This window comes from Burkholderia sp. PAMC 28687 (genome assembly GCF_001577465.1).
Classification (GTDB): domain Bacteria; phylum Pseudomonadota; class Gammaproteobacteria; order Burkholderiales; family Burkholderiaceae; genus Caballeronia.
In genome coordinates this window covers 2,189,982-2,212,966 of the sequence record NZ_CP014505.1, presented here as the reverse complement: position 1 = coordinate 2,212,966, position 22,985 = coordinate 2,189,982, and the positions used below count along the sequence as shown (strand labels likewise).

Genomic DNA, 22,985 nt, shown 5'->3' with positions numbered 1-22,985 from the left:
GAACGCTTCGGCTTTCTCAACGAACCAGCTTCTGCAGCACCGATTGCGTCTTCGGCGATCCATGCACTGATTCCTTCGCCAGGTTGATCTGCATGGTGGTGGCCGCGACTTCGTGCACGGCTTGCTCAAGTTGATACGTTCCGCGAGCGTCGAGCCAGTCCAGGATCTCCGCCAGATGCCATACCACGGCGCTGCCTTCATGAACCGGCGAGGGGAAGGTCGAGGGATTCGCGAGCATCAGCTTGCGCATGTTCTGGCGCGTGACACCGATGGTATCGGCGACGTCCGTCAGGCCGACAAAATCAGGCGATGCCTCCACGAGCGCGGCCGTTGGAATGGCTGACTTGACGTCCTTCAGCGCGCTCATCAACGCGGCTTCCGCGCTGTCCGCTTCCCGGGTGAATGCCAGCGCGATGCGGCCCGGTTGTCCAATGCCAATCAGCGCGTCGTCGCATCCGGCGGCGGCAAGACGCCCAATCAACTCCTCGTGATCGCAGTCGGTTTCCGAGAGCCGGTATTTCAATGTGAACGTGTATTCCATGGCGTCGTTTTAAATAAGACCACTGTTTGATGGGAAGGCTTTTCCATCTGGATCGCGCAGTTGTCCACTACGCGTTTTAAAGCCCGCGCATGATTGACAGCGTTTTTAGGTGTGCTCCAGATACTGGTGATACAAAACTCGCCGCAACGGCAGGTGGCCTCGTTGAATGGACAGTACATCCGTCCCCAAGCATGGCTTCCGCCTTCTTCAACGCGCCAGCCGTGTGATTCAGCATGCCGCAGTGCCTCTTCAATTTCCTTCTTGTGATGCTTTGAACGAGTCATCCGTAGCTCCATAATAGAAGCGCCGCCTCTGGTTGTCAAGTGACAACCAGAGGCGGCGCTGGAACATCGAAACGAAAACTCGTCTTGGAGTCGTGCTTTCGCCGGTCGTGTGCCTGTCCTGCTCACGCGACCGGGAGCATCACGTGTGCGCCGATACCGGTTTCTCGCGGGTATTGGGCAACAGGATGGTCAGGACTCCGATCAGCGGCAGGAACGAACAAACCTTATAGACATAGTCGATGCTCGTCGCGTCAGCCAGATGGCCAAGGACTGCCGCGCCGATTCCGCCCATGCCGAAGGCAAAGCCGAAGAAGAGCCCCGCAACCATGCCAACCTTGCCGGGAACCAGTTCGGTCGCATAGACCAGAATGGCCGAGAACGCCGACGCCAGGATCAGCCCGATCACAACGGACAGCACGCCGGTCCAGAACAGGTTGGCGAACGGCAGCATGAGGGTGAAGGGCGCGACGCCCAGGATGGATACCCAGATCACGACCTTGCGGCCGATCTTGTCACCAACAGGGCCGCCGACAATGGTGCCTACCGCGACTGCCGCGAGGAACCAGAAAAGGTGAACCTGCGCCGTCTCTACGGCCAAATGAAACTTGCTGATCAAATAAAAGGTGAAATAGCTGCTGATGCTGGCGAGATAAAAATACTTCGAGAACGTGAGCAGCATCAGGACTGTCATCGCGATCATCACCTTTTTGCGAGGCAATGCAGAAACCACGGCGGAATGACGCGATTTCCTGACTGCAGGATGGCTCTGATACCACCGGCCAATGCCGAACAGCACCACGATTGCAAGCAGCGCGGCGGCGGAGAACCATGCAATGCTGCGTTGTCCGTGGGGCATGATGACCAATGCCGCCAACAAAGGCCCGAGGGAACTGCCCGCATTGCCTCCGACCTGAAACACCGATTGCGCGAGGCCGTGCCGGCCGCCCGACGCCATGCGCGCCACACGCGATGATTCCGGATGGAAGATCGACGAACCGCACCCGACAAGCGCGGCCGCGATCAGCAAGACCGGGAAGCTTCCTGCCATCGACATCAATAACAGGCCACACAGCGTAAATCCCATGCCAATGGGCAATGAATACGGTTTCGGATGTTTGTCGGTGTAAAGCCCGACTAGCGGTTGCAATAACGACGCCGTGATCTGGTACGTCAGCGTGATCAGCCCGATTTGCCCGAACGAAAGCGAAAACTCGCTTTTGAACATCGGGTAAATGGCAAGGATCAGCGACTGGATCATGTCGTTGAGCAAATGCGCAAAACTGATCGCGCCCAATACTGAAAATACGGTGCGGGGAACGGCCGTGATCGACGAACTCGCCGGACTCAAGGACGGCGCGGCGCCAAGCGCGTTTTTATCGATACTCGTCTGCATGGTGAAGGGCTGGGGAGGTCTCGCGTTGCATTCGTTATCCACCTGAGCTGAAGCAGATAACCCGTTTTTGTAATTTTAAAGTGTCCTCTATCCATTGTCCGGCCAAGTTTTGTCGCGAACAGGACAGTAGATGCCGATCTCATTCGGGTTTTCCATGCGTTTTGCTCATCAAAGCCGGCTTTGCAAGAAACGCTGAAAACAGCGCTAAAGAACTGCCGGTTCCCGCCGTTGACCATTGATGTACTCGCGCTTGCCGCTCACAAGGCGGTTTGTTACGCGAGTGACCAATCAAACCTGGGATTTCAATCGATGAAATTGCTTTCGCTGCATCAGGCCGTCGGGACAAGCGGCCGTTCGCTGTCCGTCAAAGCATCGCTGCGGCTCGCCTTCGCATTGCTGTTGATCGGGACGCTGGTTATCGGCGTGATTGCGCTGACGCAGATCAGCCGGCTCAACGGCTCGACGGAATCGATTTATCGCGAAGGGTATGTGGCGAGCCGCGCGGCCGAGGACCTGCGCGCGGCCATGTTGCGCGCGAGCCGCTCGCAAAAGATGTTGCTGACCGCGACGACGGCGAAGGAGCGCGACGAACTCGGCGCGGACATAGAACATGCGCTGGCCGACATTGGCCGCGATCAAACCCAGTTGCAAGGTTTCGCCGATCCAACCGGCGGCCAGAAGGCGCTGGCGAAAGCCGTTGGCGCGTGGAGCAGCGACTTGCGCGCGTTCGTGAAGCTGATGAAGGAACAGCCGCTCGACTTGTCGCAGATGAACTGGCAGGTCGGCATGCAGGACGTATCGCTGCTGGTGGCGACCGGCAAGCTCGAGAAACTCGTCAACGTGCTGATCGAGCAGCGCGGAGTGGCGGCGAAGGCGACCATCGATACCGCTTCATCGATTTATCACGTGTCGTTCGTGATGGTTGCCGTGTTGACGCTGGCGCTGATCGCGCTGGCGTTTTTCGTGAGCGAATGGGTCGTGCGGCGTCTTTCCAGGCAACTCGGCGGCGAACCCGTCTACGCGATGCAGATCGCAAGCCGCATCGCCGCGGGCGATCTGTCGAACCGCATCACCATTGCCAAGCGCGATAACACCAGCATGCTCTATGCACTCTCGGGCATGCAGTCGGGTTTATCGACGACGGTCGGCGAAATTGCGGCGAGCGCGGAGGCGATTGCATCGGCATCGGGTGAGATCTCGCAAGGCAACGTGGACTTGTCGCAGCGCACGGAACAGCAGGCCGTTGCCTTGGAGAAGACAGCGTCGAGCATGGAGCAATTGACGTCCACCGTGCGCCAGAACGCCGAGAACGCGAAGCAGGCCAGCTCGCTCGCGCACAACGCGTCGGAGATCGCGGAGAAGGGCGGCGAGGTCGTGGGCCGCGTGGTCGCGACCATGGAGCAGATCAACGCCAGCGCGAAGAGCATTGGCGACATCATCGGCGTGATTGAAGGGATTGCGTTCCAGACGAATATCCTCGCGCTCAACGCGGCTGTGGAAGCCGCGCGGGCCGGCGAAGAAGGGCGTGGTTTCGCGGTCGTCGCGGGTGAAGTGCGAAGCCTGGCGCAACGGTCATCGGCAGCGGCGAAGGAGATCAAGGGTTTGATCCATACATCGGTCTCGCGTGTATCCGATGGCTCCACGTTCGCCCACGAAGCCGGCGCGACCATGGACGAAGTCGTGCGCGCGGTGAAGCGCGTGACGGACATCATGGGCGAGATATCGGCGGCGTCGGCGGAGCAGAGCAGCGGTATCGAAGAGATCAATCACGCGGTCACGCAGATGGACGCCGGCACGCAGCAAAATGCGGCACTCGTCGAACAGGCGGCGGCCGCGGCGCAATCGCTCGACGATCAGGCGCACGCGTTGAAACAACTCGTCGGCAAGTTTCAGTTGAAGTGATGTAACGTTGTATTCGATAGAACGAAGGCTTGCCCGAAAGCAGGTCTTCGTTCTAGAATTCGCGACGGGCGCGGCAGGGCGCCCGGTCTCGCGAAAGTGAAAGCACCTGTCACGCGTTATCTCTTCATCTGGATAAACCGCAACGTTGAACCTTGAGCCGCAGCGAGAACGGCGCATTAAGGAGAAACGTCATGTGGTCGACATCCGCACCTCGCACTGCCAATACAGATTCATGCAATACCGAGTTCCTTCGACGCCATGCGCGCCGGCTGCTTCGTCTCGCCCGCGGAGAAAGCACGAGCACCGCGATGCCCGTCCTTCGCCGTCTGCTCGCAGCGGGCGTGATGCGCGAGGCAACGACGCTTACGCAACTGCACGAAAAGCGCGCGGCGATCCAGCTCAAGCATGTGCTGAACATGCTCGCCGTCGAGCTGGGACATTTTGGCTGGGATGCCTGTCAAGCCGTGGTGGATACGCAAGCGCCCGCCGTCATCGACAGATACCGCTTCGATGCCGGCGCTTTCGGAGATTACGAAAAAGTGTGGTTTGCAAGCGCTGCTGAAAGCCGTGAGTGGCAGCGCGAGCATGGGGGTTACATCGTGGAGTACGGGGATCAGGCGGTTGCAATCCTCTGGCGCGAGTAGCCGGGCCAGGTCCGGCCGCGCCGACTAGATCAATTCCATTTCTTTCCAGTCGGCGTTGCTAAAAAAACGGCTTAGCTCTCGCATCAGGTCGTTCAACGCGGACATTTCCATGGATGTGATCTTCCGCACGTGATCCGCGTCGGTCCAGTCGCCGTAAAGCATTGCCACCGTCGAGCCGTTTGCCTTCACCGGCAGGAGGACGAACGCGTGGGCATCGCTGAAAGACGATTTGAACCAGCGCGGCAGACGTGCATCGATACGCGGGTCGCGCGCATTCTCGATAAAAATCCCCACCGGATTCGAGATTGCCAGATGGAACACGTCCGGCTGGAACGCCGCCGGAAATGTCAGCGACGGCAACAGCGATTCCACGCCCGGGCCGAGTCCAAGCCGCGCCTGGAATTCATCGTTGACCTGACGCACGAACACGACCGTGCGCGAAAACGAAAGCCCGGCGAGCACGGCTTCGGACGCAAGCGCGAGCACGGGCGCCAATGCGTTCTTCGATGGCAGCGAACGCAAGTCGTCGAGGCTCGCCGCAATCCGCGCTTCCGCCGACAACTCCGCACGCGCGATGGCATCGGCGTCCGCCCGCAGTTCCACGATCTCGCGCATCACGCCATCGTTCGAATCCTCGTTCGCAAGCGCGAGGCTCATCTCGGCAAGCGTCGCCGCATCGGTCGCAAGCGCGCGGCTGTAGCGGTTCGCAATGTCGATCAACGAATTCTCGCGATGGGCTTCATCGACATGTTGCGCGGTGAGGGCATCGGCGACTTCAGTGGAATAGTTCGTGACTGCCTGCAGCCAGCGCACGTGGCGCGGCGTTTTTTCGTCGATCGGTGCAAGCGGGTCGCGCGTGAGCATGCCGGTACGGATGGTCTCCGGCAAATGCCAGCGGTCCGCGGCCTCAATGCCGATTTCCTCAAATGTGACGCCCAGCAGCGCGCCGCATGCAATGCTGTCGCTGATGTGCTCGGCGGCGGCTTTGCGGCGCAACTGGTCCCATTCGGTCTCGAGATAAAACGCAACCAGGAGCTTGCCGATCTGCCGCATCAGCGTACAGACCACCGCTTCTTCCGATGTACGGAATTCACTGCGCTCGGTCACTTGCCGCGCGACCGCGCCGGAGAGCAGGGTGCGGTTCAGTTCGAGCTTGGCATCGATACGGCGCGGCGCGCTGTGATGAAAGTGATCGACGAGTTTCAGCCCGACCACGAGATGGCCGACCGCGTCCATGCCGAGGACCATCAGCGCGCGCGTGACGGTCGTGATGTTGCCGCCGAACGAGATGTACATCGCGGAATTGGCGAGCCGCAACACCTTCTGCGTGAGGCCGAAGTCAGACAGAACGACCTGGACGAGGGCCGTAAAGTCCAGGTCGTCGTCGCCCATGGCGGATACCGTGGTGCGCAAGGCCTGCGAGAGCATGGGGAAATCCCCGCGCTCGCTCATGCGCGCCCACAGTTTGTCCAGTAATTCGGCTTTGGTATTGCTTGCCATGCGATTGGTGTAATGCCTTGCAGGTTCCAGTCCAGTTGGCTGAGCCAGCTTGGGTCGGGCGCGTTGGCGGTGTTGAGGCCGGCAACGCGCGTTTGACTCAGCCGATGTGTAATGCGCGGAAAAACTTGCATGAGTCAGGTACGCAAGTCCGTAGCGTCTATGCCTTATAACGGCGCAACAGCACACAAGCTTTAAGCGAGACGCGAGACTTGCCGTACCACGTGACGGTATCTCATAAAGACGCCTGGAGAAAGAGCGTTTTATCCTCAAAGCAACGCTTCAGTTCGGTGGCGGGAAGCGCCTTGCTGATCAGCCAGCCCTGTATCTGATCACAGCCCATCTCGATCAGCAGATCACGCTGCGCTTGCGTCTCGACGCCTTCCGCGACCAGTTCCAGCCCGAGGGATTTGGCGAGTCCCACCACGGCGGTGACGATCGCCCGATTATTACGGGACGTCAGCAAGTTTTCGATGAAACTCCGGTCGATCTTGAGCTTCGAAAGCGGAAAGCGCTGCAAATAGGACAGGCTTGAATAGCCGGTGCCGAAGTCATCGACGGCAAAGTGGATGCCGAGCGCCGCCAGCGTTTCCAGCAGCAGCGTGGCTTCTTCGGGATCGTGCATCAAAAGGCTTTCGGTGATTTCGAAGACCAGCCGGCTCGGGTCCAGGCCCGTCAGCTCGAGCGCGTCCTTCACGTTCTGGGTGAAGCGTTTGTCGCGGAACTGCTGCGGCGACACGTTCACCGACACGTAATCCAGCCTGATGCCGTCCTTGTCCCACTGCACCAGTTGCATGCACGCTGCTTTCAGAACCCAGTTGCCGAGATAGTTGATCAGGCCAATCGATTCCGCCAGCGAGATGAAAGCCGCCGGCGGCACCAGGCCATGCACCGGATGCTGCCAGCGGATCAGCGCTTCTACGCCGACCACGCCGCCGTGACGGCTTTCGGTGATCGGCTGGAAATGCAGCGCAAACTCGCCGTTGCGCACGCCTTCGTACAAATCGGCTTCCAGGTTCAGGCGTTCGGCGTCGCGTGGATCGTTGTCGGGCGCATGGAACATGACGATATTGCCGCCTGAGCCCTTGGCTTGGGCGAGCGCATGATCGGCCATGCGCAACAGGCTGCTGCCGGTATGCTCGACGGCATCGGGGTAGATCGCCGCCCCGATACTCGCGGACAAATGCGTGTGCTGCCCGCGATATTTATAGGGCTGCGCCACCGCGCTCAGCAAACGCCGGCCGAGATCTTCGGCCGCTGCGATTGCTTCGTGCGCCGTCCCCGCCGCCATCAATACGGCGAATTCGTCGCTCGAAACCCGCGCCACGCGCTCGCCCGCACGCGCCGCATGCTGCAGCCGGCGTGCGGTCTCGCGCAGCATGTCGTCGCCGGCGTCGTAACCGAGCGCACGGTTGATGCGCTGGAAATCATCGATATCCACCCGCAGCAGCGCCGCGTGCGTTTGCGTGTGCACGGCTTCGGCCTGGGCGGCATCGAGTGCCGCTTGCAAGGCTGTCAGGTTTTCCAGGCCCGTGAGCGGATCGTGATTGAGCGCGTGCCGCAAGGCGGCTTCGGTCTCACGCCAGTGCGAGACTTCGAAGGCGGAGACGGCGAAGCCGTCGTCGGGCGTCGAGAGGATCCGCAGCTCGACAAGAATCGGCGTTGTCAGCGACTTGAGCAAGTGGAGTGTCGCTGTCTCCAGCTTGCCGCTTTGCCGTGCACGGACGACGAGGGCATCGAGTTCATCGATTTCCTCCGTTGCCACCAGCTCGTGAAGCGTCAAGGAGCTCAGGTAGTCACGGTGATAGCCGAGGAACTCGACACTTCTCTCCGATACATAGCCGACCTGCAGCGACGCATCCACTTGCGCGAGAAAGTCGACGGCGGCAAGCGTCGCTTCGTTTGCAACGCCTGATGGGACCCGCTCGGGCGCGTCGATTGCGGCGACTGGATGTGCGTCTTCGCCGCGCGCCGACGAAACCTGGACGAGCCGCACTGCGTTCAGCGGAAGCGGCACATACGGTTTCACACCGGCGGCGGGAGCATCGACGGTAGCGAGCTTGGGAATGCAACTGGCTTGCGCGGCTGCGGCCAGCGTCGCGGCAGCCCGGCGCACTGCGCTGCGGGTCTGGGCGGCGACGGCAAGCCATGCATTGAAGCGCTGAGCGCGTGTCCGTTTTACTTGCATGTTGTCTGGTTTGGCCTGTCTGAACGCGCGCCTGGCCTTCGGAAGCGCGGCACGCGCTGTCCGGCGCGCGCGCCGCATCGTAGTGCTGGAGAATTGCCGGCGATGCTGACGCAAGCCGCCGGAAGTGCCGGCAGCCGCGAGTCGGACTGTTCTTTGCAAGTTAACGGTTGTGTCGCTGAATTCTTTAGAAGAATGGCCGCGCGGCTGAAAGCCTTCATGCCAGCGGGTTTGAAGCAATTTGTCACTACCCGGATTTGGGGTAGAGTGGGGCTGGAGGAGGCACGAATCATTCATCCTCCGTCGCCGTTATCCAGTTGTTACCGTTCCATTTGCCGTACGCCATGACCGTGTCCCCAAGCCGATCGTCACAGCCGGACCACAAGCCGCGCGCCGCCAACGCCAGCATCACGCCGCGCCGGTCTCCGGCGTGTCCGGGGTACGCCTGCAAGCACGCGGCACGGAATGAAGCCATCGGATCGATCAATGCAGCCGGTTGATCGCACGCCACCGCCAGGCGATTCTGCTGATGGACAGGCTGACCTGTCCGCTGATTCGTCCGCACCCCGCGAACCGGAAAGTGTCTATCTGGGGCGCCAGCCGATCATCGATCGCAAGGGCGCGCTGCATGCGTACGAACTGCTTTTTCGCGACAGCCCCGACAATCGCGCGCGCATTTTCGACGATGTCCAGGCCACAGCTCATGTCGTGGCGCGAACGGTCGGTGAGATCGGTCTGTCGGCCGTGCTCGGCGATCATCGCGGCTTCGTGAACATGAACCGCGACCTGCTGTTCGATGACATCGTCCACATCATGCCGCCCGAGCGCTTCGTGCTCGAAATCCTCGAAACCGTCACCTTCGACGCCAGGCTTTTCAAGCGCTGCGAGCAATTGCGCGCGGCAGGCTTTCAGTTCGCCCTCGACGATGTCGTCGCGCTGACCGAACCGCTGCACGAAGCGCTGCCTTACGTGGATTACGTCAAGATCGACTTTCTTGCCGCCGACCGTGCCCATATTCCGGAGCTCGCGGCCACGCTCAAGCGTCACGGCAAGACCTTGATTGCAGAGAAGATCGAGACCCACCAGGACTTCGATGAAGCCAGCAAGCTCGGCTTCGACCTGTTCCAGGGTTATTTCTTCGCGCGTCCGCAGGTGCTCGTGACGCGACGCTCGAATCCATCGCGCACCGCGCTGTTGCGATTGCTCGGCGTGTTGTCGGGCGAACCCGGGATTGCGGAACTCGAAGCCGAACTCAAGCTCAATCCAAATGTGGTCGTGCAGTTGCTGCGTCTTGCCAATTCAAGCGCGTTCAAGCTGGCACGTCCGGTTTCGTCGCTGCGCGAGGCGATTGCGGCGACCGGCACGCGGCAGATTTCACGCTGGACGCAGTTGCTGCTGTACGCCGATGGACGCCATTTGCCGTGGCGCTCGGACCCGCTCGTGCAGCTCGTGGGCACACGTGCGCGCTTCATGGAGCTGGCGGCGCGCGTCATGCAGCCATCGAATGAAGAATTCGCCGATGCGGCTTTCATGACCGGCATCTTTTCGCTCGTGCATGTGGTCGTGGATCTGCCGCCCGTCGAGATCATCCAGTTGCTGAAGTTGTCCAGGGAGATTTGCGACGCGATCGTTGAAGGCAGCGGACCGCTTGGCGCGTTGTTGCGGATCTCGCAGGCAGCCGAACGGGGCGATGCGCCGGAGCTCGATTCGAGTACCGGCTCGAATGCCGGGTTTGCTGTATTGACGCCGGTCGTGCTTGCCGAGTTGCAGTTCGAGGCCGCCACGTGGTTCGGCGCGCATCGGGTGGAGTAGCGCGCACGTATTACCCGAACAAAATACGCAATCAAAACGAAGGGAGTGTCATGAAACGAAAGTTTGCGGGGAAGTTGCTGGGTTTGTCGCTAGGCGCCGCGCTCGGGGCTTATGCGCTGGTTGCCTATGCAACCCTGAAGCCGGGCGATCAGGCGCCGGCTTTCACGACGCAGGCGTCGCTGGGCGGGAATGTCTTCGACTATTCACTCGCGAGCGCGTTGAAGAAGGGTCCGGTCGTGTTGTACTTCTATCCGGCCGCATTCACGAAGGGCTGCACGATTGAAGCGCATGAATTCGCCGATGCCGTCGATGAATACAAGGCGCAAGGCGCAACCGTGATTGGCGTGTCGCATGACAACATCGACACACTGAAGAAGTTTTCGGTGAGCGAGTGCCGCAGCAAATTCCCGGTTGCCGCGGATGCCGACTCGAAGATCATCAAGCAATATGACGCGTCCATGCCGCTCGTCAACTCCATGGCAAACCGCGTTTCATACGTGATCGCGCCCGATGGCAAGGTGATCTACGAATACACGAGTCTCTCGCCGGACCAGCACGTAGCGAATACGTTGCAGGCGTTGAAGGACTGGAACGCGAAGCACAAGACGCAGTAAATCCCTTGCACTCGAGGTTGTTTGCCGATGCCGATCATCGTTGCACTTGTCGTTCTTGTCGCTGTGATTTACGGCGCGTTCTGGTCCTTCCACGAAATCTCGGCGGCGTTCGGTTTCGGCGTTGCCCTCGGCGCCGCGATCGTGGCGGGTTTGATCGTGGTGGCCGTTGCCGCCTACTTCTGGTTCCGATGGAAAGAAGTCACCCCCAATGTCCGCGACGGCGACTGGACGCACGAGATCAAGGGCGACTGGGGCGGTATAAGGGTGGCGGCGGTCAAGCGCCTGTGCGAGATTCGCGTGGGTGAGCGCACCGGCATGTACATCTTTGCCGACCTGCGCGGCGCGCGCATGGAAGCAGGTTCTGCGGGCCAGGCGTGGCAGGTCGTGCTCGAAGTCGCCGACACCACGCAAGCCCAGTGGATACTGCCCATGCGCGATCGCCGCGAGGCGCACAAGTGGAGCCGGATCTTGCAAAAGGCCACGGATCAGAAACTGTGACCGCCTAGTGGTAACCCATGTCACCGCGCACTTTGCCGCGAAATACCCAGTACGACCAGACCACATACAGCACGATCACGGGCAGCAGGAACATCGTTCCGATGAGCAAAAACTGCTGTGAAAGCGGCGTTGTGGACGCATCCCATAACGTCACCGATGGCGGCGCAATAAACGGCCACAAGCTGATCACAAGGCCCGTGAACGCGAGGAAGAACAAGCCGATCGAACACATGAACGGCACGACTTCCTTTCTCTTGCCGAGCGCCGACCATAACGTCCATACGAGCAGTACTGTCAGCACCGGCACCGGCGCAAACACGAAGTTTGCGGGAAAACTGAACCAGCGCTCCGAAATCCGTGCGTCCTTGAGCGGCGTCCAGATGCTGATCAGCAAGATGAACGCGATCACGCCGAACAACACCTTCTTTGCCATGCGGCGCGCCCATTCCTGCAGTTCGCCCTCGGTTTTAAGCACGAGCCACGTCGTGCCCTGCAACGCATAACCGAAGATCAACCCGATGCCCGTCAAGAGCGGAAACGGCGCGATCCAGTCCCAGCTCGTGCCGATAAAAACGCGGCCGTGTATCGGAAAGCCCTGGATGAACATGCCGAGCACCACGCCCTGTGAAAACGTCGCGATCAGCGATCCATATCCGAACGCGCCGTCCCAGATCCACTTGCGCGCGCCGACCACCTCGCGGAATTCGAAGGCGACGCCGCGAAAGATCAGCCCGAGCAGCATCAGCAGGATCGGAAAATAAACCGCCGGCACGATGATCGAAAACGCCAGCGGAAACACCGCCAGCAAGCCGCCGCCGCCGAGGATCAGCCACGTTTCATTGAAGTCCCAGACCGGGGCGACCGAGTTGATCATCAACTGCCTCTCTACGGGGTCGCGGCGAAGCAGGAACATCATCCCGACGCCGAGATCGAAGCCGTCGAGCAGCACGTACATGAATACGGCAAGCGCCAGGATGGCGGCCCACATCGGCACGAGGTCGAGCATCATGGTCTCCTGGCTGGCGGAACGACATCGTCGGCCCGGACGGCTTTGACCGCGCCCGAAGCCCCCGCAGCACTCGCCGATGCCGCCGATAAAGGCCGCGCCGCACGTGTCTCTGGTTGCAGCAGGTCGTGATCGGTTTCGATGTGTTCGTCGGCGGGACCGAGGCGCACGAGGCGTCGCAGCAGGATGTAGCCGGAGCCGAAAATCACGATGTACGCCAGCACGTAAAGCAGCCACGAGAGCCCGACATCGCCGGCCTTCAATGATGGCGTAACCGAATCGCTCGTGCGCATCAGGCCATAGACGGTCCACGGCTGACGACCGCTTTCAGTGGTGGTCCAGCCGGCCAGCACGGCGATAAACCCGAGCGGCATGCCATACGTGGCGCATCGCAGCCAGCGCTGGCTGGTTTCGAGCTTGCCGCGCGCAAATAGCACGATGCCGGAGAGCACCAGCACGAACATCAGCACGGCGATGCCGACCATGATCCGGAACGCGAAGAAGACCACGGCAACGTTTGGCCGGTCCTCGCGCGGAAAGTCTTTCAGCCCTTGCACGACGCCGTTTGGATCGTGCGTGAGATAAATGCTGCCGAGCACGGGTATCGATATTTCGAAGCGGTTGCGTTCATTCTCCTGGTCGGGAATGGCGAAGATGGCGGCGGGAATGCGCGATCCGGTTTCCCACAGTCCTTCCATGGCGGCGAGTTTTGCGGGCTGGTGCTCGCGCGTATTGAGACCGTGCATATCGCCGATAACCATCTGCACCGGCACCATGATCATCAGGAAGATCAGCGCCATCTTGGTCATCACGCGGCTTTCTTCCAGCGACCGTCGCTGGCGCAAGTACATGGCGCCCACGCCCAGAATGACGAATGCGGCTGTGACGAGAAAAGCGCTGACCGTGTGGCCGAGGCGGTATGGGAAGGAGGGCGTGAAGATGGCGTCGAAGAAACTGGTCACTTCGAAGCGGCCGTCGGGCAGGATCTTGTAGCCGCGCGGCGTCTGCATCCAGCTATTGACCGCGAGAATCCAGAACGACGAGATCACCGTGCCCGACGCCACGAAAAACGCGGCCAACACGTGCGCCCATTGCGGCACGAGCTTGCGGCCGAAGAGCAGCACGCCGAGAAACGCGGCTTCGAGAAAAAACGCGGTGAGGACTTCGTACCCCATCAGCGGGCCGATCACGCTCGCGGTGGCATCGGTGAAGCGGCTCCAGTTGGTGCCGAACTGGAACGGCATCACGATCCCGGACACCACGCCCATGCCGAACGACACCGCGAATATCTTGAGCCAGAACGCCGAGAGCCGCCTGTAGACGTCGCGTTTGGTCACCCACCAAAGCACTTCCAGTGTCGCGATAAAACACGACAGGCCAACGGTGAACGCCGGCAACAGGATGTGAAAAGCAATGACCCACGCGAATTGAAAACGGGACAGCAAAACGGCATCTAATTCCATGAACACTCCGCATGAGAAGTTTTCTATGGCGCGCTTGACGACTTAGATTAAACCAGAATTTCGATAAACGACGGTTTTATTTAGGGCGCCTTCTGAATGAGAACCCGGCGAGCCGCGTAACAGCGTAATCAAACGCGTCACATGCGGCGTTTTGTCATCGTTGATATAATTACGCTTTCATTACACGCTGCGTGGACGACCACGCACGCATCGATCACACCGGGGACGGCCCCAATTTTCGTTCAGGGGAATGTCCATGTCCTGGTTTCTATTGTTTATTGCCGGTTTGCTCGAAGTCGCGTGGGCCGCGGGCCTCAAGACTTCCGAGGGGTTCACGCGGCTGTGGCCATCCGTGTTCACCATCGTGACGGCGACCGGCAGCTTCGTGCTGCTCGCCATGGCCATGCGTCAATTGCCGCTCGGGACTGCCTACGCAGTCTGGACGGGCATTGGCGCGGTCGGCGCGTTTATCTTCGGCATCGTGATGATGGGCGAGGCGCTTACCGTGGCGCGGGTCGCGAGCGCGGCGTTGATCGTGGTCGGGCTTATTGGGTTGAAATTGGGTTGAAATTGTCCTCGGGACATTGATCGCAACGGATATTGCAGTGCTCTTGCAACGGTTTCTGCTGCATTAACGGCTCAAACAATCAATAAATCGGCCGTTAAACAGTGGTGCATTCCGCTTCACCGGTTCTTCGGCTTTAAGGGTTGAATCGCGAACTTGGGTGCTCGACACATCGGAAATATGACGCGCTGCATCGGCGGGCCAGCCGTGGCTATAATGGGTTCAGACAGCCAGCGGGTCCGGAGTAACCGGTGCCAGGCGCCCGAATGCTTCATGTTTTGTCCATTATCCCCACCCGATGCTTCATCCAGGCGAAGGGTAAAACACTCGATTCAGGAACGCCGTGACGATCCTGATGCCTGGCGCGGGGTGAGCAGCGCGCAAGGAGGCGGTGATGCTTGAAGCACTTTCGCTGGCAGCGGGACTCTCGTGGGCCAGCGGGCTGCGACTGTACCTGACGGTATTCGTGGCGGGACTGTTCGAGCGGCTGGGTCTGATCCACCTGCCCGAAACGCTCTCGGTGCTGGCGTCTCCGTGGGTGATCGGCGTGGCAGCGGCGCTGACCATCGTCGAATTTTTCGCCGATAAAATCCCCGCATTCGACTCCCTCTGGGACGCCATTCATACTTTTATCCGCATTCCTGCCGGCGCCGTACTTGCCGTCGGCGCGTTCGGTCACGCCGATCCGGCCCTTCTGACCATCGCGGCGCTTGCCGGCGGGACGCTCGCGGGTGCGGCGCATCTGGCTAAGGCAGGAACGCGCGCGCTCATCAATTTGTCGCCGGAACCGGTATCGAACTGGGTTGCCTCCGCCACTGAAGACTTCGGCGCGCTGCTCGGCATCACGCTCGCGCTATTCGTGCCGTTGTTGTGTCTGCTATTGATCATCGCGTTCCTGCTGTGCGCCGGATGGGCGCTGCCGCGGCTCGTGAGAGGCGTGCGCGGCGGATTCGGCCGGATGGCCAAACACATGGTGGCGGCCCCGAGCGTCACGGCACGCGTGAATTCTGGCGGACCGTTCAGGAGCAAGCACGATTGAGCACCAGCAGCGTGGATAGCAGCGGTTCGGATTCGAAGCAGGGATCGAGGCGGGATTTGAGTCGGCGTGGACTGGGTATCGGGCAAATTGCGCGGCAGTCGCTACGCATGACGGCGCGCGACTGGCGCGCCGGCGAGCTGACCATGCTCATTCTTGCGCTCGTGCTCGCGGTTGCCGCGCTCGCGAGCGTTGGTTTCCTCGGCGACCGGATGCGGCAGGGACTCGAGCGCGATGCGCGCCAGATGATCGCAGCGGACTTTGTCGTTCGCGCCGATCATCCCGTCGATCCATCGTTTGCCGCTGAAGCAGCGCAACTCAAGCTCCAGACCGCAACCACCGCAATTTTCCCCAGCATGATCAGCGCCGGTGTCGCCGGTGCGGGTTCCGCGCCTGTCGCCCGACTGTCGGCGCTCAAGGCTGTATCGCCCGGTTATCCGCTGCGTGGCGCGCTGCGTATTGCGCCAGCGGTCGGTCAGCCCGACGCCCTCGCCACATCCATCCCCGCTCCCGGCACCGTATGGGCTGATCCTGCCTTGCTCGATGCACTCAAAGTCCCGGTCGGCGGCACGGTTCGCGTCGGCACGCGTGCGTTCAAGGTGTCCGCGATCATTACGCGCGAACTCGATCGCGGTTTTTCGTTCGTGAGCTTCTCGCCGCGCCTGATGATGCGTGCCGATGAACTCCCGTCCACCGGCCTCATTACGTTTGGCAGCCGCGTGACGTATCGGCTGTTGGTGGCCGGGCCGGACGCACAGGTCAAGCAATTCGCCGAATTTGCCCGCAACAAGGTCGATGGAAAACCGGTTGCCGGGGCGAACGGCGCTGCGACTGAAGGCAGCAAATTGCGCGGCGTGGCGCTCGAGTCGCTGCAGGACGGCCAGCCGCAGGTGCGCCAGACGATCGACCGGGCAAGTCACTTTCTTACGCTGGTTTCGCTTTTGACCGCACTGCTTGCAGCGGTCGCGATCGCGATGGCGTCGCACCGGTTCGCGCGCCGTCATCTCGATGGTTGCGCCGCGATGCGCTGCCTGGGTGTCAGCCAGGCGACGTTGCGATCGTTGTTCATAGGCGAGTTCTTGCTGGTGGGCGTGCTGGGCAGCGTGGTTGGCGTCGTGCTCGGCTTCGGTGGGCATCTGGTGCTGCTCAGCTGGCTCGGAACACTCGTCGATGTCGAATTGCCATCGCCCAGCATCTGGCCGGCAGTGCAGGGCGTGGCGACCGGACTCGTACTGCTGCTCGGCTTCGCGGTGCCGCCGTTGTTGCCGCTGACACGCGTGCCGCCTGTACGCGTGATTCGCCGCGAACTCGGCGATGCAGGCCGGATCGCGTGGATTGCGTATGCCGTTGGCGTGCTGCTCTTCGCCGGATTGCTTGTTGTCGCGGCGGGCGAATGGAAGCTGGGCGGGATCGTTGCGGGCGGTTTTGCGGGCGGCTTGCTCGTGTTCGGCCTGGTTGCGCGTGTGGCGCTCTGGGCGGCGGCGCGCTTCGTGCGTAGCGAGCGCGTGGGCGCGGGAGTGGGTTGGCGGTATGCGCTCGCATCGCTTGAACGGCGCAGCGGCGCGAGCGCGTTGCAGATTACGGCGTTGGGTATCGGCTTGATGTGCCTGTTGCTGATTGCCATGACACGCAGCGACTTGATCGCCGGATGGCGGCAATCCACTCCGCCCGATGCGCCGAATCAGTTTCTCATCGATATCCAGCCCGACCAGCGCGCCGGCGTCATGAGCTATCTTCAGCAGCATGGCCAGGCCGATGCCGCCCTGTCGCCGATGGTGCGAGGCCGTCTCGTCGCGGTCAACGGCAAAGCGGTCAGCCCCGACAACTACGAGAAAGCCGATGCAAAACGGCTGGTCGACCGCGAATTCAACTTGTCGTACACCACGGAGCTGCCAAGCGATAACCGTCTGGTTGGCGGCGATTGGTACGGCACGGACGGCAAGGCACAAGTATCGATAGAACAGGGCCTCGCCAAGACCATAGGCGTGAAGCTCGGCGACACGCTGCGTTTCGATGTCGCCGGCATGCAGGTGGAAGGGCCGGTCACGAGTCTGCGCAAGGTCGACTGGAATTCGTTCAAGGTGAACTTCTTCGTTCTGATGCCGCCGCCGTCCATCAGCGACCTGCCCGCCACGTTCATCACGAGTTTCCATTTGCCGCCGGGGCAGCAGGGATTGATCGACGGGTTGGTCGGGCAGTATCCGAATGTGACCGCCATCGATACCGCGCCGATCCTCGCGCAAATCCAGCGCGTGCTGGAACAGGTCATTGGCGCCGTGCAGTTCCTTTTCATCTTCACGCTGGCAGCAGGCGTGCTCGTGTTGTACGCCGCGCTTGCCGGTACGCGCGACGAACGCATGCGCGAGTCCGCGCTGCTGCGCGCGCTCGGCGCTTCGCACAAGCAGGTGCGCTCGGTGCAGACGGCGGAGTTCATCGCGGTGGGTGCGTTAAGCGGCCTGATGGCGGCGCTCGGCGCGCAAGGCATCGGCTTTTTGCTTGCGACGCGCGTGTTCGAATTTCACATCGACTTCAATCCATGGCTCGTGCCGGCCGGCATTGCTGCGGGCGTGGTCTGTTCGGGGCTCGGTGGCTGGTTGAGCCTGCGCCGCGTGCTGTCGCGTCCGGCGCTGCAATCGCTGCGCGATGCCTGAGATATTTTCAAAAGATACGCATGACCGAAGCAACTTCCGACGCAACGACTCAAGAAACGCCGCAACCGACGGCATTCGAACTGATTGGCGGCGAGGAGCGTGTCCGCGCGCTCGTCGACCGGTTCTACGACCTGATGGACCTGGAGCCGGAATTCGCCGTGCTGCGCGGTTTGCATCCGCCCACGCTCGACAATTCTCGCGATAAATTCTTCTGGTTCCTGTGCGGCTGGATGGGCGGCCCCGATTACTACATAGCCAAGTTTGGCCATCCGCGTTTGCGCGCACGGCATCTGCCTTTTGCGATTGCATCGCCGGAACGCGATCAGTGGTTGCGGTGCATGGCATGGGCAATGGAGGACATCGGCCTCACCGAGCCCATGCGCGAGCGCCTGCTCACCTCTTTCTTCGATACCGCCGACTGGATGCGCAATCGTCCGGGCTGAGCGCAAAGGCAACGCCCATGAGTACCCTTGATCCCGACGCTCAGGCAGTGCTGGACGCCTGGTTCGGCACGCCGGATTCGCCCGAATTCGGCCATGCGCGCAGGCAGTGGTTCAAGAAAAGCCCCGCTTTCGATGCTTCACTCCGTGAGCGTTTCGGCCAGATGCTTGAATCGGCGTTGAGGGGAGAACTTGCATCGTGGCAGGCCACGCCGCCCGGCGCATTGGCGTTGATCGTGATGCTCGATCAGTTCACGCGCAATTGTTTTCGCGGAACGCCGCGCGCGTTTTCCGGCGACATGATGGCGCTGAAACTCGCCCGGGAACTGGTCGATACAGGCAAAGAGCGCAGCTTGCCGACACCCTGTCACCGCATGTTCGTCGCCATGCCGTTCGAGCACGACGAGAACCTCGAAAGCCAGCGAGAAGCCGTGCGCCTCCATCAAATCCTCTTCGATGAAACCCGCGATAAGGACATCGAATCAGGGTTGAAGTACGCAATCCTTCACGCTGAAGTGATCGAGAAATTCGGACGCTTTCCGCATCGAAATGCGATCCTCGGCCGAGAGTCGACGGCCGAGGAGCTTGAGTGGTTGAAGATGAATCGCGGCTTCTGAAGCCGCCAGGACCTACCGTCCGCCGGCTACATCCAGCAACGCGCCCGTGACATAAGACGACGCATCCGACAACAGCCACACGATCGATTCCGCGACTTCATCGGCGGTGCCGGGACGGCCGAGCGGGGCCAGCGCGCCCAGTTGCGCCGCGCGATCGGGTTTGCCGCCGCTCGCGTGAATCTCGGTATCGATCAGGCCCGGCCGCACGGCGTTCACGCGCACGCCTTCCGGACCAAGCTCCTTTGCAAGGCCGATGGTCAGCGTATCGACAGCGCCTTTCGAGCCCGCGTAATCCACGTATTCGTTAGGCGATCCGAGCCGCGCCGCCGCTGACGAAATATTGACGATGGACCCGCCAGTACCACCGCGCTTTGTCGACATCCGCCGCGCCGCTTCACGCGCGCAAAGGTAGGCGCCGAGCACATTGGTATCGAAAACGCGTTTCATGCGGGCCATGTCCATGTCGGCCAGCGCCGAGCCCGGCGCGACGATCCCCGCGTTGTTCACGAAGCCATCGATCGGGCCAAAGGCTTTCGCCGTGGCATCGAACATGGCGATGACATCGGCTTCCACGCTCACGTCGCCTTCTATGGCGATTGCGCGGCCGCCGGCGGCCTGCACGCGGGTGACGGTGTCATCGGCCGCGGCGCGGTTCGTCGCGTAATTCACGCCGACAGACCAGCCGCGAGCGGCGCACAACAATGCGGCAGAACGCCCGATACCGCGGCTGCCGCCCGTGATCAAAACGACCTTCGACATATTAATGTCCTCGTTCAGACAGCGTCGCGTTTCTCGGGCCAGCGATCGATCGTCGGCGGCGTATAAGCCTTGAGCGCGCCGATCAGCTTCACCGGATCGGACGCGACCTGAAGCATGTCGAGAAACGGTGCGCGCATGAAACCTTCTTCTACGGTATGCCGCAACATGGCAAGAAGCGGGTCGTAATAGTTGTCGATGTTCAGGAGCGCGACCGGCTTGTCGTGGTATCGAAGTTGCGCCCACGTATAAACCTCGAACAGCTCTTCGAACGTGCCGACGCCACCTGGCATCGATACGAACGCATCCGACAGATCAGCCATTTTCTTCTTGCGCTGATGCATGTCAGGCACCACGTGCAATTCGGTCAACCCTTTGTGGCCGACTTCCTTACTCATCAGCAATTCGGGAATCACACCGATCGCGCGGCCGCCGTGCGCGAGCACTTCGTCGGCAATCGTGCCCATCAGTCCCACGCTCCCGCCGCCGTAGACCAGCGCGAGATCCGCTTCAACCAATGCGCGGCCGAACGCCTTGGCGGCTTCGGCATAGATCGGGCGGGCTCCGTTCGAGGAGCCGCAATATACGCAAACTGCTTTCATTAGAGGGGTTCCTTGGGCGCGCCGTCTTCCTTCGGCGCGCGGTAGTCGGCAAAGACGCGCTCAGGCATTTTCCCCGACACGAGGTCATCGAAAATCTGCCGTGACCGGCCGCGTAGATATGGCGCCATCACCGAGATGATATTCAGGCTTGCCTGATGCAGTTCCGCGCGAATCGTGTCCTGCTCGTTGTATTTGCGCGGGTTCATGACGAACTGATACGACAGCCAGTACGTCGCGATGATCCCCATGTTGGTCGCGATCACCTTGATTTCCGCGGGCGTCGCGACCATTTCGCCGTCGGTGACAAGCGCGTCACAGAGCTGCTGCGCGAAGTTGACCTTGTGCGTGATGATCTGCTTGAAATGGGTTTCGAGCGTACGGTTGCGGGCGAGCAGGTCGTTCAGGTCGCGGTACAGGAAACGGTACTGCCACAGGAAATCCGCCATGTACTGCAGGTAAGACCACATTTCGTCGATGGTCGGACGATGGTCGTCCGGAAATCGCAGCCGCTTTTCGATCAGTTGCTCGAACTGCGCGAAGATGCTGTTGATGATGTCGTCTTTGTTGCGGAAATGGTAGTACAGATTGCCCGGGCTGATCTCCATCTCTTCCGCGATGGTCGTCGTCGTGACGTTCGGCTCCCCGATATCGTTGAAGAGCTTCAGCGACAGTTCGAGAATGCGCTCACGGGTGCGGCGGGGAGGTTTTGCTTCCATGTCGTCCGACCTGGTTGACCGGCTCCGGCCGAGCGTCGCCTGGACGGCAGCGCTTCGAGCCCCGGAACCGGAGGCTATCTTGTATATCGGACGATTATAAACGGGTGGTTCCCGGACGGGTCGGAGTCGGGCGCGGGCTTAAAACAATGCGAGGGTCCATTGCCACAGAAGCGGGCCGACTATCAGCCCCCAGGTCAGCAGGCACACGAGCAATGCAACCATCACCGCCGCGCTGCCAAAGTCTTTCGCGCGTTTGGACAGTTCGTGGCGTTCCAGCGAAATTCGGTCGATGGCCGCTTCCACGCTCGAATTGAGCAGCTCCACCATCAACACCAGCAGCACCGATGCCATCAACACCGCGCGTTCCACCGGCGTGACCGGCACGAAAATCCCGCATGGCAAGAGAATGGCCGCGAGCGTCAGTTCCTGGCGGAACGCGCTTTCCTCGCGGATCGCCACACGAAAGCCGTTCAGCGAGTTTTTCATCGCGTGCCAGGCGCGTGTCAGGCCGCGATTGCCCTTGTAGGGGTTGAAGGGCAGCGGGGCAAGCATGTCGTCGGGGCTCAATGGTTCGCCGGCGTCCTCTTCCTGGTCGAAGGGTTCGCGATGAGCATAGAGCAATGAGTCCGCTTGCACTGAAGGTTTGGATTTCACATTGCGGCTTCGGTGGTGATGCGTTGATGTTGCGTCGGCGTTGCGCGTTACCTCTCTACGCGGCGGCCTGTTCCTGCGTCGCGCCGCGTGTGCCGAGCGGTTTCAGATGCGAAGCAAATTGCTCCGATGCCGCGCGCCACGAAAACTTTTCCACCCACGCGCGCGCATCGGCACGTTCTATTTTAAGCGCTCGCAGGCAGGCTTCCTGCAGGTCTTCATCGAGTGCGCCGGGTCCATCTGTTCCCAATACATCGATAGGACCCGTCACCGGATACGCCGCCACCGGCGTGCCGCATGCCATGGCTTCGAGCAGCACCAGCCCGAAGGTGTCCGTGCGGCTCGGGAAGACAAAGACGTCTGCCGCTGCATACACCTTCGCGAGTTCAGCCTGCGACAACACGCCGAGATAGTTCACGTTGGTATAGCGCGATTTTAGCTCGGCGAGCGCAGGACCTTCGCCCGCCACCCATTTCGAACCGGGCAAGTCGAGCTTCAGAAATGCCTCGACGTTCTTCTCGACCGCCACGCGTCCCACGTACAAGAAGATCGGGCGCGTGGTGTTGAGAACCTTCGAGTCCATCGGCTGGAAGATATCCAGATCCACGCCCCGTGTCCACAGCACGACGTTCGTGAAACCGAACTTCTCGAGGTCGGTTTTCACCACGGGCGTCGGCGCCATCACCGCTTGCGACGGCTTGTGAAACCAGTGCAGGAACTTGTACGTTACTCCAAGCGGAATGCCGAAACGCGCCTGTACATACTCAGGAAAGCGCGTGTGATACGCGGTCGTGAAGGGCAGCTTGTTGCGTATTGCAAAGGCGCGCGCCGCCATGCCGAGCGGACCTTCCGTTGCGATATGCAGCGCATCGGGAGCAAATTCTTCGATGCGCTGCGCCACCCGGCGGCGCGGCAGCAAGGACAGCCGGATCTCGGGATACGTCGGGCACGGTATGGTCTTGAACTCGAGCGGCGTCAGCAGTTCCACGCGGTGCCCCAAAGCCGTCAGTTCGCGGCTCGTGCTTTTGAGCGTCCGCACGACGCCGTTGACTTGAGGTTCCCAAGCATCGGTCACGATCATGATTTTCATTCGATGGCCTCTCGGTTAAGTG

23 protein-coding genes are annotated in these 22,985 nt (G+C 61.0%); 10 read left to right on the top strand and 13 right to left on the bottom strand.

The genetic code is table 11. From position 1 onward, the window contains the following. Positions 1-16: 16 nt before the first annotated feature. From AX768_RS10260 to AX768_RS10255, 3 genes are all read right to left on the bottom strand, one after another. Positions 17-541, bottom strand: coding sequence for a helix-turn-helix transcriptional regulator (locus tag AX768_RS10260; protein ID WP_061999866.1), 525 nt, complete (start codon positions 539-541; stop codon positions 17-19). Beyond that, the gene (locus tag AX768_RS31960) at positions 520-825 is read right to left on the bottom strand and encodes a hypothetical protein (RefSeq protein WP_231941256.1); all 306 of its coding nucleotides are present in this window, start codon (positions 823-825) and stop codon (positions 520-522) included. The genes AX768_RS10260 and AX768_RS31960 overlap by 22 nt, the downstream gene beginning before the upstream one ends. A 139-nt stretch (positions 826-964) precedes the next feature. Further along, positions 965-2,218, bottom strand: a complete 1,254-nt coding sequence (locus tag AX768_RS10255; protein ID WP_061999865.1) for an MFS transporter — start codon at positions 2,216-2,218, stop codon at positions 965-967. A gap of 309 nt (positions 2,219-2,527) precedes the next feature. On the opposite strand from AX768_RS10255, the gene AX768_RS10250 reads away from it, so the two are divergent. After that, complete coding sequence (locus AX768_RS10250; RefSeq protein ID WP_062000920.1) at positions 2,528-4,120, top strand: methyl-accepting chemotaxis protein; 1,593 nt, start codon at positions 2,528-2,530, stop codon at positions 4,118-4,120. 191 nt (positions 4,121-4,311) lie between these two features. Continuing rightward, entirely contained in the window at positions 4,312-4,764 is a 453-nt protein-coding gene (locus AX768_RS10245; RefSeq protein WP_061999864.1) for a hypothetical protein, read from the top strand. Between the two features lie 24 nt (positions 4,765-4,788). On the opposite strand, the gene AX768_RS10240 is transcribed toward AX768_RS10245, so the two are convergent. From AX768_RS10240 to AX768_RS10230, 3 genes are all read right to left on the bottom strand, one after another. After that, complete coding sequence (locus AX768_RS10240; protein ID WP_061999863.1) at positions 4,789-6,264, bottom strand: HDOD domain-containing protein; 1,476 nt, start codon at positions 6,262-6,264, stop codon at positions 4,789-4,791. A gap of 232 nt (positions 6,265-6,496) precedes the next feature. Further along, positions 6,497-8,449: a putative bifunctional diguanylate cyclase/phosphodiesterase gene (locus tag AX768_RS10235; RefSeq protein WP_082778879.1), complete on the bottom strand. Its 1,953-nt coding sequence runs from the start codon at positions 8,447-8,449 to the stop codon at positions 6,497-6,499. A 286-nt stretch (positions 8,450-8,735) separates the two neighbouring features. Then, complete coding sequence (locus AX768_RS10230; protein WP_144022169.1) at positions 8,736-8,921, bottom strand: hypothetical protein; 186 nt, start codon at positions 8,919-8,921, stop codon at positions 8,736-8,738. 11 nt (positions 8,922-8,932) lie between these two features. Here AX768_RS10230 and AX768_RS10225 point away from each other — a divergent pair, with 11 nt between their 5' ends. From AX768_RS10225 to AX768_RS10215, 3 genes are read left to right on the top strand one after another with little or no spacing between them, the layout of a single operon-like run. Continuing rightward, positions 8,933-10,258, top strand: a complete 1,326-nt coding sequence (locus AX768_RS10225) for an EAL and HDOD domain-containing protein (RefSeq protein ID WP_082771296.1) — start codon at positions 8,933-8,935, stop codon at positions 10,256-10,258. 50 nt (positions 10,259-10,308) lie between these two features. After that, positions 10,309-10,872 carry a peroxiredoxin gene (locus AX768_RS10220; RefSeq protein WP_061999861.1) on the top strand — a complete coding sequence of 188 codons (564 nt, stop codon included), beginning with the start codon at positions 10,309-10,311 and terminating at the stop codon, positions 10,870-10,872. A gap of 27 nt (positions 10,873-10,899) precedes the next feature. Beyond that, positions 10,900-11,370: a hypothetical protein gene (locus AX768_RS10215; protein WP_061999860.1), complete on the top strand. Its 471-nt coding sequence runs from the start codon at positions 10,900-10,902 to the stop codon at positions 11,368-11,370. A gap of 4 nt (positions 11,371-11,374) precedes the next feature. Here AX768_RS10215 and cydB read toward each other — a convergent pair whose 3' ends face one another. Together cydB and AX768_RS10205 are read right to left on the bottom strand one after the other, a co-directional pair. Beyond that, the gene (gene cydB, locus AX768_RS10210; protein WP_172811942.1) at positions 11,375-12,379 is read right to left on the bottom strand and encodes a cytochrome d ubiquinol oxidase subunit II; all 1,005 of its coding nucleotides are present in this window, start codon (positions 12,377-12,379) and stop codon (positions 11,375-11,377) included. Continuing rightward, positions 12,376-13,839: a cytochrome ubiquinol oxidase subunit I gene (locus tag AX768_RS10205; protein ID WP_061999859.1), complete on the bottom strand. Its 1,464-nt coding sequence runs from the start codon at positions 13,837-13,839 to the stop codon at positions 12,376-12,378. Before AX768_RS10205 ends, cydB begins: the two co-directional genes overlap by 4 nt. A gap of 256 nt (positions 13,840-14,095) precedes the next feature. Between AX768_RS10205 and sugE the strand changes: the two genes are divergently transcribed. The 5 genes from sugE (at position 14,096) to AX768_RS10180 (ending at position 19,148) form a co-directional block, all read left to right on the top strand. Continuing rightward, positions 14,096-14,407 carry a quaternary ammonium compound efflux SMR transporter SugE gene (sugE, locus tag AX768_RS10200; protein WP_061999858.1) on the top strand — a complete coding sequence of 104 codons (312 nt, stop codon included), beginning with the start codon at positions 14,096-14,098 and terminating at the stop codon, positions 14,405-14,407. A gap of 391 nt (positions 14,408-14,798) precedes the next feature. Then, positions 14,799-15,443 (top strand): DUF4126 domain-containing protein, encoded by a 645-nt coding sequence (locus AX768_RS10195; RefSeq protein ID WP_061999857.1) that lies wholly within the window; start codon positions 14,799-14,801, stop codon positions 15,441-15,443. A gap of 107 nt (positions 15,444-15,550) precedes the next feature. Continuing rightward, positions 15,551-18,091, top strand: a complete 2,541-nt coding sequence (locus AX768_RS10190; RefSeq protein ID WP_082778797.1) for an ABC transporter permease — start codon at positions 15,551-15,553, stop codon at positions 18,089-18,091. 20 nt (positions 18,092-18,111) lie between these two features. Then, positions 18,112-18,534 (top strand): group II truncated hemoglobin, encoded by a 423-nt coding sequence (locus AX768_RS10185; RefSeq protein ID WP_061999856.1) that lies wholly within the window; start codon positions 18,112-18,114, stop codon positions 18,532-18,534. 17 nt (positions 18,535-18,551) lie between these two features. Next, complete coding sequence (locus AX768_RS10180) at positions 18,552-19,148, top strand: DUF924 family protein (protein WP_061999855.1); 597 nt, start codon at positions 18,552-18,554, stop codon at positions 19,146-19,148. A gap of 12 nt (positions 19,149-19,160) precedes the next feature. Here AX768_RS10180 and AX768_RS10175 read toward each other — a convergent pair whose 3' ends face one another. The 5 genes from AX768_RS10175 to AX768_RS10155 all read right to left on the bottom strand — a co-directional run bounded on the left by AX768_RS10175 (position 19,161) and on the right by AX768_RS10155 (position 22,963). After that, a complete protein-coding gene (locus tag AX768_RS10175; RefSeq protein ID WP_061999854.1) occupies positions 19,161-19,907 on the bottom strand; it encodes an SDR family oxidoreductase in 747 nt (248 codons plus the stop codon). A 14-nt stretch (positions 19,908-19,921) separates the two neighbouring features. Next, a complete protein-coding gene (locus AX768_RS10170; RefSeq protein ID WP_061999853.1) occupies positions 19,922-20,506 on the bottom strand; it encodes a TIGR00730 family Rossman fold protein in 585 nt (194 codons plus the stop codon). Then, entirely contained in the window at positions 20,506-21,222 is a 717-nt protein-coding gene (locus AX768_RS10165) for a TetR/AcrR family transcriptional regulator (RefSeq protein ID WP_061999852.1), read from the bottom strand. The genes AX768_RS10170 and AX768_RS10165 overlap by 1 nt, the downstream gene beginning before the upstream one ends. 138 nt (positions 21,223-21,360) lie before the next feature. Next, on the bottom strand, positions 21,361-21,858 hold the full coding sequence (locus AX768_RS10160) for a diacylglycerol kinase (RefSeq protein WP_442857256.1): 498 nt from the start codon (positions 21,856-21,858) through the stop codon (positions 21,361-21,363). Positions 21,859-21,931: 73 nt separating this feature from the next. Continuing rightward, on the bottom strand, positions 21,932-22,963 hold the full coding sequence (locus AX768_RS10155) for a glycosyltransferase family 4 protein (RefSeq protein ID WP_061999850.1): 1,032 nt from the start codon (positions 22,961-22,963) through the stop codon (positions 21,932-21,934). Positions 22,964-22,985 lie beyond the last annotated feature (22 nt).

Excerpts from the sequence above, each read along its gene's own strand:
- AX768_RS10155 (WP_061999850.1), bottom strand. The coding sequence starts at position 22,963 with ATGAAAATCATGATCGTGACCGATGCTTGGGAACCTCAAGTCAACGGC.
- AX768_RS10245 (WP_061999864.1), top strand. The coding sequence starts at position 4,312 with ATGTGGTCGACATCCGCACCTCGCACTGCCAATACAGATTCATGCAAT.
- sugE (WP_061999858.1), top strand. The coding sequence starts at position 14,096 with ATGTCCTGGTTTCTATTGTTTATTGCCGGTTTGCTCGAAGTCGCGTGG.
- cydB (WP_172811942.1), bottom strand. The coding sequence starts at position 12,379 with ATGATGCTCGACCTCGTGCCGATGTGGGCCGCCATCCTGGCGCTTGCC.
- AX768_RS10220 (WP_061999861.1), top strand. The coding sequence starts at position 10,309 with ATGAAACGAAAGTTTGCGGGGAAGTTGCTGGGTTTGTCGCTAGGCGCC.
- AX768_RS10185 (WP_061999856.1), top strand. The coding sequence starts at position 18,112 with ATGACCGAAGCAACTTCCGACGCAACGACTCAAGAAACGCCGCAACCG.
- AX768_RS10235 (WP_082778879.1), bottom strand. The coding sequence starts at position 8,449 with ATGCAAGTAAAACGGACACGCGCTCAGCGCTTCAATGCATGGCTTGCC.
- AX768_RS31960 (WP_231941256.1), bottom strand. The coding sequence starts at position 825 with ATGACTCGTTCAAAGCATCACAAGAAGGAAATTGAAGAGGCACTGCGG.
- AX768_RS10260 (WP_061999866.1), bottom strand. The coding sequence starts at position 541 with ATGGAATACACGTTCACATTGAAATACCGGCTCTCGGAAACCGACTGC.
- AX768_RS10195 (WP_061999857.1), top strand. The coding sequence starts at position 14,799 with ATGCTTGAAGCACTTTCGCTGGCAGCGGGACTCTCGTGGGCCAGCGGG.
- AX768_RS10165 (WP_061999852.1), bottom strand. The coding sequence starts at position 21,222 with ATGGAAGCAAAACCTCCCCGCCGCACCCGTGAGCGCATTCTCGAACTG.
- AX768_RS10250 (WP_062000920.1), top strand. The coding sequence starts at position 2,528 with ATGAAATTGCTTTCGCTGCATCAGGCCGTCGGGACAAGCGGCCGTTCG.
- AX768_RS10225 (WP_082771296.1), top strand. The coding sequence starts at position 8,933 with ATGCAGCCGGTTGATCGCACGCCACCGCCAGGCGATTCTGCTGATGGA.
- AX768_RS10190 (WP_082778797.1), top strand. The coding sequence starts at position 15,551 with ATGACGGCGCGCGACTGGCGCGCCGGCGAGCTGACCATGCTCATTCTT.
- AX768_RS10215 (WP_061999860.1), top strand. The coding sequence starts at position 10,900 with ATGCCGATCATCGTTGCACTTGTCGTTCTTGTCGCTGTGATTTACGGC.
- AX768_RS10170 (WP_061999853.1), bottom strand. The coding sequence starts at position 20,506 with ATGAAAGCAGTTTGCGTATATTGCGGCTCCTCGAACGGAGCCCGCCCG.
- AX768_RS10205 (WP_061999859.1), bottom strand. The coding sequence starts at position 13,839 with ATGGAATTAGATGCCGTTTTGCTGTCCCGTTTTCAATTCGCGTGGGTC.
- AX768_RS10240 (WP_061999863.1), bottom strand. The coding sequence starts at position 6,264 with ATGGCAAGCAATACCAAAGCCGAATTACTGGACAAACTGTGGGCGCGC.
- AX768_RS10230 (WP_144022169.1), bottom strand. The coding sequence starts at position 8,921 with ATGGCTTCATTCCGTGCCGCGTGCTTGCAGGCGTACCCCGGACACGCC.
- AX768_RS10180 (WP_061999855.1), top strand. The coding sequence starts at position 18,552 with ATGAGTACCCTTGATCCCGACGCTCAGGCAGTGCTGGACGCCTGGTTC.
- AX768_RS10175 (WP_061999854.1), bottom strand. The coding sequence starts at position 19,907 with ATGTCGAAGGTCGTTTTGATCACGGGCGGCAGCCGCGGTATCGGGCGT.
- AX768_RS10255 (WP_061999865.1), bottom strand. The coding sequence starts at position 2,218 with ATGCAGACGAGTATCGATAAAAACGCGCTTGGCGCCGCGCCGTCCTTG.